The sequence below is a fragment of the Stenotrophomonas sp. P5_B8 genome (assembly GCF_054049855.1).
The window spans coordinates 1-11,057 of record NZ_JBFULO010000105.1 but is presented as its reverse complement, the minus strand read 5'-3'; the positions used below and the strand labels follow the sequence as shown (position 1 = coordinate 11,057).

The 11,057-nt window shown below is 66.5% G+C and carries 13 protein-coding genes and 1 pseudogene; 11 read left to right on the top strand and 3 right to left on the bottom strand.

All coding sequences use genetic code 11. The features are described from left to right. The 3 genes from ACXJKH_RS08240 to ACXJKH_RS08230 form a co-directional block, all read left to right on the top strand. A partial coding sequence (locus ACXJKH_RS08240; protein WP_457319062.1) for a hypothetical protein occupies nucleotides 1-391 on the top strand: 391 nt, incomplete at its 5' end. Continuing rightward, nucleotides 388-747: a hypothetical protein gene (locus ACXJKH_RS08235; RefSeq protein WP_457319061.1), complete on the top strand. Its 360-nt coding sequence runs from the start codon at nucleotides 388-390 to the stop codon at nucleotides 745-747. The genes ACXJKH_RS08240 and ACXJKH_RS08235, both read left to right, overlap by 4 nt. Next, nucleotides 734-1,159, top strand: a complete 426-nt coding sequence (locus tag ACXJKH_RS08230) for a hypothetical protein (protein ID WP_256774249.1) — start codon at nucleotides 734-736, stop codon at nucleotides 1,157-1,159. The genes ACXJKH_RS08235 and ACXJKH_RS08230 overlap by 14 nt, the downstream gene beginning before the upstream one ends. A 10-nt stretch (nucleotides 1,160-1,169) precedes the next feature. Here the strand turns inward: ACXJKH_RS08230 and ACXJKH_RS08225 are convergent, their stop codons facing one another. Further along, nucleotides 1,170-2,549, bottom strand: coding sequence for an aminotransferase-like domain-containing protein (locus ACXJKH_RS08225; RefSeq protein ID WP_457319060.1), 1,380 nt, complete (start codon nucleotides 2,547-2,549; stop codon nucleotides 1,170-1,172). Between the two features lie 190 nt (nucleotides 2,550-2,739). Here ACXJKH_RS08225 and cyoA point away from each other — a divergent pair, with 190 nt between their 5' ends. The 6 genes from cyoA to ACXJKH_RS08195 are packed head-to-tail and all read left to right on the top strand — an operon-like array spanning nucleotide 2,740 to nucleotide 7,738. Beyond that, entirely contained in the window at nucleotides 2,740-3,717 is a 978-nt protein-coding gene (gene cyoA, locus ACXJKH_RS08220) for a ubiquinol oxidase subunit II (RefSeq protein ID WP_457319059.1), read from the top strand. 2 nt (nucleotides 3,718-3,719) lie between these two features. Beyond that, nucleotides 3,720-5,699: a cytochrome o ubiquinol oxidase subunit I gene (cyoB, locus tag ACXJKH_RS08215; RefSeq protein ID WP_457319058.1), complete on the top strand. Its 1,980-nt coding sequence runs from the start codon at nucleotides 3,720-3,722 to the stop codon at nucleotides 5,697-5,699. Next, complete coding sequence (gene cyoC, locus ACXJKH_RS08210; RefSeq protein WP_457319057.1) at nucleotides 5,696-6,334, top strand: cytochrome o ubiquinol oxidase subunit III; 639 nt, start codon at nucleotides 5,696-5,698, stop codon at nucleotides 6,332-6,334. The genes cyoB and cyoC overlap by 4 nt, the downstream gene beginning before the upstream one ends. Continuing rightward, nucleotides 6,331-6,672: a cytochrome o ubiquinol oxidase subunit IV gene (gene cyoD, locus ACXJKH_RS08205; RefSeq protein WP_457319056.1), complete on the top strand. Its 342-nt coding sequence runs from the start codon at nucleotides 6,331-6,333 to the stop codon at nucleotides 6,670-6,672. Before cyoC ends, cyoD begins: the two co-directional genes overlap by 4 nt. Before the next feature lie 8 nt (nucleotides 6,673-6,680). Further along, nucleotides 6,681-7,172, top strand: a complete 492-nt coding sequence (locus tag ACXJKH_RS08200) for a copper chaperone PCu(A)C (protein ID WP_457319055.1) — start codon at nucleotides 6,681-6,683, stop codon at nucleotides 7,170-7,172. Next, a complete protein-coding gene (locus ACXJKH_RS08195) occupies nucleotides 7,169-7,738 on the top strand; it encodes an SCO family protein (RefSeq protein ID WP_457319054.1) in 570 nt (189 codons plus the stop codon). The genes ACXJKH_RS08200 and ACXJKH_RS08195 overlap by 4 nt, the downstream gene beginning before the upstream one ends. A 58-nt stretch (nucleotides 7,739-7,796) precedes the next feature. Here ACXJKH_RS08195 and ACXJKH_RS08190 read toward each other — a convergent pair whose 3' ends face one another. Further along, entirely contained in the window at nucleotides 7,797-8,648 is an 852-nt protein-coding gene (locus ACXJKH_RS08190; protein ID WP_457319053.1) for a class I SAM-dependent methyltransferase, read from the bottom strand. Nucleotides 8,649-8,724: 76 nt separating this feature from the next. Here ACXJKH_RS08190 and ACXJKH_RS08185 point away from each other — a divergent pair, with 76 nt between their 5' ends. Beyond that, on the top strand, nucleotides 8,725-9,138 hold the full coding sequence (locus ACXJKH_RS08185) for a helix-turn-helix domain-containing protein (protein ID WP_457319052.1): 414 nt from the start codon (nucleotides 8,725-8,727) through the stop codon (nucleotides 9,136-9,138). Here ACXJKH_RS08185 and ACXJKH_RS08180 read toward each other — a convergent pair. Next, on the bottom strand, nucleotides 9,104-10,447 hold the full coding sequence (locus tag ACXJKH_RS08180) for an Nramp family divalent metal transporter (protein ID WP_457319051.1): 1,344 nt from the start codon (nucleotides 10,445-10,447) through the stop codon (nucleotides 9,104-9,106). The two genes, ACXJKH_RS08185 and ACXJKH_RS08180, sit on opposite strands and share 35 nt — an antisense overlap. Before the next feature lie 146 nt (nucleotides 10,448-10,593). Between ACXJKH_RS08180 and ACXJKH_RS08175 the strand changes: the two are divergent. After that, nucleotides 10,594-11,057: pseudogene (locus tag ACXJKH_RS08175) on the top strand (hypothetical protein); the annotation flags it as partial.

Genomic DNA, 11,057 nt, shown 5'->3' with positions numbered 1-11,057 from the left:
GCGCGGCAGCGTGGACCGGAGAAGCAGGCGCACTGCGCCAAGGGGGCTTCGAATGGCGTTGTTCGGGTTTTTCGTACTGTTCCTGGTGTGCATGGGTCTGGCCAGGATCGTCAATGCGACCCGCGGGCGGCTGACCGTCAACGGTGCGGCGATCCATCTGCTGCTCACGCTGGTCTTCGCCGTTTTCATCGTCGTGATGGCGGTGCGCGCGGATCTGCAGCCCGGGGCATTCGGCTATGCGCTGGGGTACAACCTCGGGCCCGCGTTGCTGGTTGGCGTGCTGGCCGCGCACTACGTTTTCAAATTCCGGGGCGAGAAGGCGAACGAAGCGCGCGTCCGCCGGTTGCGCGAGCAACGCCTGMGTGCGGACGCAGGATGGGCGGATCCTTGAACAGTCAGCAGTTTGTTGAAGCGATGGAAGCCCACGTGCGGGACGCGGCGACAGAGGCGACGATGAGCACGCTCGAATCGCCGCCCGGAAGGCGACCTTCGCTGGCGGTTCGCGAACGCGCCGCCTGGTATGGCGGGTTGTCACCGCAGGACCAGGCGCACGTGCGCAGCGTGGTGCGTGAGGCCGCCGGAGCAACGGTGTTCGGGCTGCTGACGGTGTTGGACGGTGCACGCATCGTTGACGAAGAAAAGGGACGGTTCGAGCTGTTCTATACGGGCCGTGAACGGGCGCTGCTGAACCCGGAGGGCATCGACCTGCACGATCTGCTTCGGGGGCCGGCCGATGAAACTGGGTGAGCTCACTGCCTTCGGCCACAACGTGGCCGACTCGTTGGCCAGTGGCATGTGCTTCATGATCGGCTTATACACGCTGGATATCTTTGCGGAGGCCGCCGCCTCGCGAGAGGGCGAAATCGTGGTGAATTTCCTGACAGGGGAAGCCGCGGGCAGCCCGGCCTCGGCAGGGATAAAGCATGCCACTGGCCAATTCGCGCAGCGACTGCCCGAGTTGGCTTCGCAGCACGGTTTGGATATCGGCCAGATCCGCGTTCTATCCGCGCGATTTGGTACGGACAAGGTCGCAGGAAGGCATTTCCAGGTATCGGTCGAAACCGCAGACGGTCGCCGCTCCATGGACCAGTACGTGGGCAGCCCCGGCAGGCGTTACAGCCGAGCGCGACGGTCTCGCGTTGCACCCGGTACGGACTGACACAACCGGCTTATACCGTCCAGCCGCTCCGGCCTGCAGCCACGTGCATCAACTGATCCAGCTGCCGCAACGCCCGGTGCAGTTCCTGCCGGCTCGCAGCCGCCCCCAGCGAGATCCGCACCGCATCGTGGATGGCCACGCCGTCGGGCGTGAACGCCGACGACGGGGCGATGCCCAGCCCCTGCAGGCGCGCTGCATGGGTGAGGCTGGCGGCGGTCCACTGTGGCGGCAAGCGGCACCATGCGTGCACGCCGGCGCAGTGCTGCAGGAACGTAGGCGACAGCGCCGACCGCGCCAGGTAGCGGCGCTCGGCGGCTTCGTTCTGCACCAGCCTGAGCAGGGCAGTAGCCGAGCCATCCAGGATCAACTGGGTGACCAGGGCATTCATCAGTGGCGGTGCCATCAGGTTGACTGCGCGCAGCGCGTCCAGCACGCCCTGGCGTGACACGCCGTCGGGCAGGTGGACGAAGCCGGTGTGCAGGCCCGGGCTCAGGCACTTGGACAAGGTGGAGATGTAGCAGGTGTGCCGCGGCGCCAGCAGGGCGAGCGGGGCAGGGGCATCGTCGACCAGCAGCCAGTACGGGTCGTCTTCGATGAGGCGCAGATCCTGTGCGCGCAACACGTCAGCCAGCGCTCTCCGGCGCGCTTCGGGCACGGTATGGGCGGTGGGGTTCTGCGCGGTCGGGTTGAGGTAGACCACCTTCGCGCCGGTGGCCCGCGCCTGCCGACGCAGCGCATCCGGGCGCATGCCGTGTTCGTCGCATGCCACTACCTGGAGCTTGCGTTGCAGTACCCGCGCCGCATGCAGCAGGCCGGGATAGACCCGCGGTTCGCACAGGATCGTGTCGCCGGCCTCGGTGAGTGCCAGCAGCAGCGCCGACAATGCAGCCTGCGCGCCTTCGGTCACCACCAGCCGATCGCTGTCCACCTTGCCCAACATCGGTTTGAGCCACTGCTGCGCGGCCAGATGATCGGCGCGGCTGCCGCCGCCGACGTGGTAGGTCATCAGGTTGCCGGCATCGCTGCGGGTGAGCACCGTGGACAGGCCACGCCGCAGCATGTCGGCCACCTCGCCGCCGGGCGGGGTCGGCGGCAGGTTCATGCTCAGGTCCACAAGTTGGTCCAGCGCCACCTGGGGTGGGGCGACGAACGAGCCCAGTGGTCCGCGTGCGTCGATCAAGCCACGCTTGCGCGCCTCGTTGAACGCGCGGGTGACCGTGGTGAGGTCCACGCCGAGGTCGTTGGCCAGTGCGCGCTGCGCGGGCAGGCGTTGGCCGGGACGCAGCGCGCCGGACCGCACGGCGCGTTCGAGCGCCTGCACGATACGCAGGTACACCGGCCCGTGCCCGTCGGCGATGAGGCTGCTCCACGCGGGGCTGTCGGCTTGCATCGGCGCATCTTACGCCGCGCCGCGCAGGCGCCTGCGACAGTGTGTCGCATCATGTATGGATCATGTCGTTGCCTAACGTACGCGGCTGCGGCGGGCACCCCCCATGCATATCGGTCATGCAGGGGGTTGTCCGCCACTTTTCATGATCCGGGCCGCCCGGCCCGGCACTGCGTTGGAAGGGCCGTCCCGCATGATCCCCGTTACTCAACCTGCTCGCCGCGCCCCGTTGGCCGGTCGAGCCCGCGCCGGACGCTGGTCCGGCCTGGCAGCGCTGCTGCCCCTGCTCACCGGGTGCACCTCCCTGGAGCTGTTCAATCCCATGGGCAGCATCGCCGAACAGGAGATGCAGCTGATCCTGGTCTGCACCGGCCTGATGCTGCTGGTGGTGATTCCGGTGATCCTGCTCACGCTGTACTTCGCCTGGCGTTACCGTGCGTCCAACACGAATGCCACCTACGCGCCCGACTGGTCGCATTCCACCGCGATCGAGGTCGTCATCTGGACCATCCCGTGCCTGATCATCGTGGTGCTGGCGGTGCTGATCTGGAAGAGCACCCACGCGCTGGACCCGTACAGGCCGATTGAATCGGACAAGGCGCCGCTGCGTGTGGAAGTGGTGGCGTTGAACTGGAAGTGGTTGTTCATTTACCCCGACCACAACGTGGCCACGGTCAACGAGCTGGTGATGCCGGTCGATACGCCGGTTGCGTTCAAGCTGACCTCCGAGTCGATGATGAACGCCTTTTTCGTGCCGCAGCTGGGCAGCATGGTCTACACCATGGCCGRCATGCAGACCCGCCTGCACCTGATCGGGCACACCCCGGGCACCTACGCGGGAATGTCCTCGGCTTACAGCGGCGCCGGCTTCTCGGACATGAAGTTCCCGGCACGGGTGGTCACCGAAGCCGATTTCGCCCGCTGGCTGGCGCAGGCCCGCAGCAGTGGCGACCACCTCGGCGCCACCCGCCTGGCCGAACTGGAAACGCCTACCCACGGCTCGCCGCTGCTGCACTTCGGTGCGGTGGATACCGGGTTGTTCGACAGCATCGTGCGTCGCCACGGCGGCATGCCCGATGACGAGATCTGCCTGCCGGGCGAAGCACCCGGGGCGAAAACCCAACTGGTGAGCCTGGCCGCGCCTGCCGCCAGCCGTACCGCGGAGAACTGATTGTGCTTGGAAAGTTGAACCTCGAAGCGATTCCCTACCACGACCCGATCATCATGTCGGCACTGGCCGGGTCGCTGCTGCTCGGCGTGGCGATCATCGCGGCGATCACCTACTTCAAGAAGTGGGGCTACCTGTGGACCGAGTGGATCACCTCGGTGGACCACAAGAAGATCGGCGTGATGTACATCCTGCTGGCCCTGGTCATGCTGGTGCGCGGCTTCGCCGATGCGCTGATGATGCGCGCCCAGCAGGCCATCGCCGCCAATGACAGCGCCGGCTACCTGCCGCCGGAACACTACGACCAGATATTCACCGCGCACGGGGTGATCATGATCTTCTTCGTGGCGACCCCGCTCATCGTTGGCCTGATGAACATCGTGGTGCCGTTGCAGATCGGCGCGCGCGACGTGGCCTTCCCGTTCGTCAACTCGCTCAGCTTCTGGCTGTCGGCGGTGGGCGCRGTGCTGGTGATGCTGTCCATGTTCGTCGGCGACTTCGCCGCCACCGGCTGGGTGGCCTATCCGCCGCTGTCGGRCATCGAGTACAGCCCCACGGTGGGCGTGGACTACTACATCTGGTCACTGCAGGTATCGGGCATCGGCACCACGCTGACCGGCCTGAACTTCATCGTCACCATCCTCAAGATGCGGGCGCCGGGCATGGACCTGATGAAGATGCCGGTGTTCACCTGGACTGCACTGATCACCAACATCCTGATCGTGGCGATCTTCCCGGTGCTGACCGCCACCCTGGTGCTGCTGAGCATGGACCGTTACTTCGGCATGCACTTCTTCACCAACGATGCCGGCGGCAACGCCATGATGTACGTCAACCTGATCTGGATCTGGGGCCACCCGGAAGTCTACGTGCTGATCCTGCCGTGCTTCGGTGCGTTCTCCGAGATCATCGCCACCTTCTCGGGCAAGCCGCTGTTCGGCTACCGCTCGATGGTGTACGCCACCTGTTCGATCGGCGTGCTGTCGTTCTTCGTCTGGCTGCACCACTTCTTCACCATGGGCTCGGGCGCGAACGTCAACGCGTTCTTCGGCATCATGACCTCGATCATCTCCATCCCCACCGGGGTGAAACTGTTCAACTGGCTGTTCACCATGTACCGCGGCCGCATCCGTTACCACTCCTCGACGATGTGGACGATCGGCTTCATGGTCACCTTCGCGCTGGGCRGCATGACCGGTGTGATGCTGGCCATTCCGGGTGCGGATTTCGTGTTGCACAACAGCCTGTTCCTGATCGCGCACTTCCATAACGTGATCATCGGCGGCGTGGTGTTCGGCTGCCTGGCCGGTATCACCTTCTGGTTCCCGAAGGCGTTCGGTTTCACCCTCAATGAGCGCTTGGGCAAGGTGTCGTTCTGGTGCTGGCTGGTTGGTTTCTACCTGGCCTTCATGCCGCTGTACGTGCTGGGCTTCAAGGGGATGACACGGCGCATGAACCACTACGCGGTCGAGGGTTACCAGCCGTGGTTGATCGTGGCGGCCATCGGCGCACYGGTGATCGCCGCCGGCATCGCGGCGATGTTCATCCAGTTCTACGTGAGTGTCCGCGACCGCAAGGCCAACCTGGACCTCACCGGCGACCCGTGGAATGCACGCAGCCTGGAGTGGGCCACATCCTCGCCACCGCCGTTCTACAACTTCGCCACGCTGCCCTCGATCACCTCGCTGGAGCAGCACTGGGACGACAAGCAGCAGGGGCGCGCCTGGCAGCGCCAGGCCACGTACGAGGACATCCATATGCCGCGCAATACCGCCGCCGGCGTGGTGATCTCGGTGTTCAGCCTGGTGCTGTGTTTCGCCCTGGTCTGGCATATGTGGGTGCTGGCGGGGATCGGCCTGATCGGCGTGATCGCCACCTTCGTGCTGCGCTCCTATGACCGTGACGTGGACTACTACGTGCCCGCCGCCGAGGTGAAGCGCATTGAAGACGCGCACTTCGCGCGCATGGAAGGAGCCAAGGCATGAGCGGCGATACCCTGACCGCTGCCACGCAGCACGGCCCGCTTGCGGCCGGTCATCACGACCACGGCCACGCGCACCACGACGACGGCAGCAAGACCATCGTGGGCTTCTGGATGTACCTGATGGGCGACTGCCTGATCTTCGCGGTGCTGTTCGCCACCTTTGGTGTCCTGCTCAACGGAACGGCCGATGGCCCCAGCGGCAAGGAACTGTTCAAGCTCGGCTTCGTGCTGGCCGAGACGGTCCTGCTGCTGCTCAGCAGCTTCACCTTCGGCGTGGCGATGCTGGGCATGCAGGCGGGCAAGCGCAACCAGGTGGTGGGCTGGCTGGCGATGACCGGCCTGCTCGGCGCGGGCTTCATCGGCATGGAGCTCTATGAGTTCGCCGAGCTGATCCATGAAGGTGCCACCCCGGATGTGAGCGCCTACCTGTCGGCGTACTTCACCCTGGTGGCCACCCACGGCCTGCACGTCAGCTTCGGCCTGCTGTGGCTGGCGATCATGATCCACCAGGTGCTGAAGTTCGGCCTGGATGGCGTGGTCCGCCGCCGGCTGGCCTGCCTGAGCCTGTTCTGGCACTTCCTGGATCTGATCTGGATCTGTGTGTTCACCTTCGTCTACCTGAGGGAGTTTGTATGAGCGCGAACGCGCCTGATGCCGATCACGGCGGCGGCCATGCCACCTTGAAGGGCTRTATCCTCGGCCTGCTGCTGTGCGTGGTGCTCACCGGCGCCTCGTTCGGCGTGGTCATGACCGATCTGGTGCCGCAGCCACTGCGCCTGACCGCCATCGTGGTGCTGTGCGTGGTGCAGCTGGTCGCCCAGCTGGTGCTGTTCCTGCATATCGGCGCAGGCCGCAGCCAGCGCGAGAACACCGGCATCTTCCTGTGCACCGCCTTCCTGATCGCCATCGTGGTGGCCGGCTCGCTGTGGGTGATGCACAACGCCACCCAGAACATGATGCCGATGCAGCTGTGAGCAGGGCCATGAACCGATGGGTGTCCTGCCTGGGGATCGTCATGGCGCTGAGTCTTGGCGCGGCGCGCGCAGGCAATGCAACGACTGCGCCACGCGCGCGTACCGCCGTAGTGGCCAGCCACGCATGGATCCGTCTGCCGCCGCCGGCTGCCAACGTGGCCGCGGGCTACGTGCAGCTCTACAACCACGGCAGGAAAGACCGATTGCTGGCAGCCACGGCCACCGGCTTTGGCCAGGTGCAGATCCATGCGATGCGCATGGACGGTGAGCTGATGCGCATGCAGGCGCTGCCGGAGGGGCTGGTGCTGCCGGCCGGCAAGGTCACCGCGCTGCAGCCCGGCGGCTACCACCTGATGTTGATGATGCCCACGCGCCCGCTGCAGGAGGGTCAACCGGTACGGGTGCGCCTGCAGTTCGCCCGGGACGGTGAGCAGCAGGTGGATTTCGTGGTGCGTGACGGCAGCAGTGCACAGCTGCACGGGCATGGGGCAGGGCGATGAGGCGCGGTTGGCTCGGCGGCGCGTTGTGCCTGGCCCTTCTGGCCGGCTGCAGCGGGGGCCAGGCACCGATCATGGGCCAGGCCGCGTTGGAGTCGGTGGCGCTGCACAGCAGCGATGGCCGCACGCTGTCGATCAGCAGCTTGCGCGGCAAGCCCACGCTGCTGTTCTTCGGTTTCTCCCATTGCCCGGAAGTGTGCCCGCTCAGCCTGGTCAAGGCGGTGCAGGTCAAGCGCCAGCTCGGGCCGCTGGCGGAGCACCTGCAGGTGGTGTTCATCACCGTCGATCCGCAGCGCGACACCCCGACCCACCTGCGCGAGTATCTGGCCGCGTTCGACCCGGCGTTCATCGGGCTGGCGGGGGACGAGGCGGGCACGCGTGCCGTCGCCGAAAGCCTGGGCGTGAGCTACCAGCGCGTCGGCGTGGGCGAGGCGGCCACGTTCGAGCACACCGCGTCGTGGTTCCTGCTCGGTGCCGACGGCAAGCTGCAGGAGGTGCTCGGGTACGCACTGACCGAGGCGGAGATGGCGGCCAAGGTCCGCACGCGGCTGACGCCCACCCGCACGTGAGGCGACGCGGATGAGCGCGCCAGGGTCGGCACGCGCACCGCGCACGGATGCGATCCTGCTACTGGCCACGGCGCGACGGATGCGCGAGCGCCCGCACCTCCCAACACGCGGCAACGAATCGCACCCTGTCCCCCACCACGAACGGCGCAAACGCCTCGTCCATCGCCTGCAATACCCGTGCATGCAGCGCCGGTTCGATGTCCGCGCTGCGCAGCGCCGACCCGACCGGGCCCAACAACGTCACATAGGCAGGCAGGTCCGCGGCGGCGATCTCGCAGGCAACATCCTGCGCAACAACGTCAATGTTCTGCCATCCGGCGTCGGTGACAATGCCGACCACCCGGTCCCGGTCCGCAAACGCGAACTGCCCCGGCGCATCGGCAACGCGTGCGGGGAACGTCAACAGGTGAGCAGTGGCGCGCTCGGCGGCGGTCATGAACGGGTTTTCCGCGGCGCTGCGCCAGGCGATCGCATGCAGGCCGCCACCGTCGCGGGTCGCCTGGCGGAGGTTGGAGAAGGCCATCACCGGGTCATCGAAGAACATCACCCCGAAGCGCGACACGATCCGGTCGAACGAGGCGGGCAGCAGCGCAAGCCGCTGTGCATCGCCCACCCTGAAATCCACCGGCAGTGCTGCGGACGCAGCGCGCGTGATGGCGCGCGTGATCAGCGGGGTGGAAATGTCCACGCCGGTGCAGTGGCCGCCGCTGCCCAGTCGCGTCGCAATCTCCAGACTTGCCGCGCCGGTGCCACAGCCCACGTCCAGCACCGTTGCAGGTGAATCGGTCGGTATGGCCTGTGCCAGCTGTGTGGCGAACGGGGCAAACATCTGGTCCAGGATCCGTTCCGCCTTTACCCAGGCGTGACCGGCGGGGCCGTTCCACAGGGTGTGTTGTGCGGTGTCGGACATGAGGGGCTCGTTCTGGGCTTGCCAGCAGGGAAGGGAGCCTGCACTCTGCCACTTCAAGTGCGCTTGAGGTCAAGCAATGCGCGAACTGGATATCGCCGAGGTGGCGCGCCGCGCGGGGCTGGCGGCGTCGGCACTGCGCTATTACGAAGAAAAGGGGCTGGTGCAGCCGATCGGCCGACGCGGGTTGCGCCGGGTGTACGCCGAAGAGGTGCTGGAGCGGCTGGCGTTGATTGCGCTGGGCCGGGCTGCGGGCTTGTCGCTGGAGGAGATCGCGACGATGTTGGCCGCGGACGGCGGCACGCGCATCGACCGCGCGCGACTGGTGGCCAAGGCCGACGAACTGGACCTGGCCATCGTACGCATGGCCGCCATGCGCGATGGCCTGCGCCACGCGGCGGCTTGCCGGGCCAGCAGCCACCTGGACTGCCCGCGTTTCCGTGCGCTGCTGCGCGGGGTCAGGCCAGCGTATCCACCAACAACTTCACGTTGAGCACGATGATCACCGCCCCGATCAGCCACGCCAGTGCGATCAGCCAGCGCGGCGCCACCAGCGGCCCCATCTTGGCCTTGTCCGAGACCAGGCGCACCAGCGGCACCACCGCGAACGGCAACTGCATCGACAGCAGCACCTGGCTCAGCACCAACAGGCGCGCGGTGCCCTGTTCGCCATAGATCGCGGTAACGATCACCACCGGCACGATCGCGATGCCGCGGGTGATCAGACGCCGCGCCCAGGGCGGAATGYGCAGCCGCAGGAATCCTTCCATCACGATCTGCCCGGCCAGCGTGGCGGTGACCGTGGAATTGATGCCCGAGGCGAGCAGGGCGGCCGCAAACAGGGTGGACGCCAGCCCGACGCCCAGCATTGGCGCCAGCAGTTCGTAGGCCTGTTCGATCTCCTGCACATCGGTGCGTCCCTGCGCATGGAATACGGCAGCGGCGAGGATCAGGATCGATGCGTTGATGAACAACGCCAGCATCAAGGCAAGGGTGCTGTCGGTGACCGCCCAGCGCAGCGCGCTGCGACGGCCTTCCTCGGTGCGCGGGTAGGCGCGGGTCTGCACGATCGACGAGTGCAGGTACAGGTTGTGCGGCATCACCGTGGCCCCGATGATGCCGATGGCCAGGTACAGCGCATGCGGATGGGTGACCACTTCCGCGCGCGGAATGAAGCCGGCAAGCACGGCCTGCAGCGGTGGCGCCGCCAGTGCGATCTGGATCGCAAAGCAAGCGAAAATCACCAGCAGCAGCGCGATCACGAACGCCTCCAATGCCCGGAATCCCCGGTTCATCAGCCACAGCACCAGCACCACATCGATGGCGGTGATGATCGCCCCGGCCACGAGCGGGATGCCGAACAGCAGCTTCAGCGCGATGGCGGTGCCGATCACCTCGGCCAGGTCGCAGGCGATGATCGCGATCTCGCACAGCAGCCACAGGGTCAGGTTGACCGGTCTGGAATAGTGGTCGCGGCAGGCCTGGGCCAGGTCGCGCCCGGTGGCGATGCCCAGCCGCGCCGACAGCCCCTGCAACACGATGGCCATCAGGTTGGAGAGCAGGATCACCGACAGCAGGAGATAACCGAACTGCGCGCCGCCGGCGATGTCGGTGGCCCAGTTGCCCGGGTCCATGTAGCCCACCGAGACCATGTAACCCGGCCCGAGGAAGGCCAGCAGCCGAAACCACCAGTGCCCATCCTGCGGCACCGCGACGCTGGCGTTCATCTCGCCCAGGCTCGGGCTGTGCCCGCTGGAGGAGGGCCAGGCAGGCGCGGTGGGTGGGCGGCGTTGGATGTCCATGGACCGCAATATAGCAAAGGCTATCTTAGTAAGTGATTGCAATGACGGGCCGTTTGATGGTGCGATCCGGCCATGCGACCAGGGCGATGCCACCCCCTTAACCGTTAACCGCGTATCGTCACCGCTCTTTGAGTTGGAGTGGATGCATGCGTTGGATCGTGTTGTTGGCCGCCTTGGCCATGCCGGTGGTGTCGTGGTTTTCGCAATCCGGTGCGTTCGGCCCGACCAACGGTGCGATTTCCGACCGTTATCCGACCCTGCTGGTCGCAGCGGGCTATGCGTTYGCGATCTGGGGCCTGATCTTCCTGTGGGACGTGGCGTTCGGGCTGTGGCAGCTGCGCCGCCGCAAGCCGGACCTGGTCGGCGTACGTGGCTGGGCGGCCACCGGCTTCGTGCTCACCGCGGTGTGGATGCCGGTGTTTTCCAACCAATGGTTCCTGTCGGCGCTGGCGATCATCTGGGCCGCCCTGGTGTGCCTGATTGTCGCGGCGGTCCGCGCGGCACCGCCGGAGGCCAGCGCCGGGCAGCGTGCGTGGGCGGCCTATCCGCTGGCATTGCATGCCGGCTGGTTGTCGATGGCGGCCTTCCTCAATACGGCGCAGGTGATCGT

Coding starts and splice junctions, on each gene's coding strand:
- ACXJKH_RS08230 (WP_256774249.1), top strand. CDS start 734: ATGAAACTGGGTGAGCTCACTGCCTTCGGCCACAACGTGGCCGACTCG.
- ACXJKH_RS08225 (WP_457319060.1), bottom strand. CDS start 2,549: ATGCAAGCCGACAGCCCCGCGTGGAGCAGCCTCATCGCCGACGGGCAC.
- cyoC (WP_457319057.1), top strand. CDS start 5,696: ATGAGCGGCGATACCCTGACCGCTGCCACGCAGCACGGCCCGCTTGCG.
- ACXJKH_RS08200 (WP_457319055.1), top strand. CDS start 6,681: ATGAACCGATGGGTGTCCTGCCTGGGGATCGTCATGGCGCTGAGTCTT.
- ACXJKH_RS08195 (WP_457319054.1), top strand. CDS start 7,169: ATGAGGCGCGGTTGGCTCGGCGGCGCGTTGTGCCTGGCCCTTCTGGCC.
- ACXJKH_RS08190 (WP_457319053.1), bottom strand. CDS start 8,648: ATGTCCGACACCGCACAACACACCCTGTGGAACGGCCCCGCCGGTCAC.
- ACXJKH_RS08185 (WP_457319052.1), top strand. CDS start 8,725: ATGCGCGAACTGGATATCGCCGAGGTGGCGCGCCGCGCGGGGCTGGCG.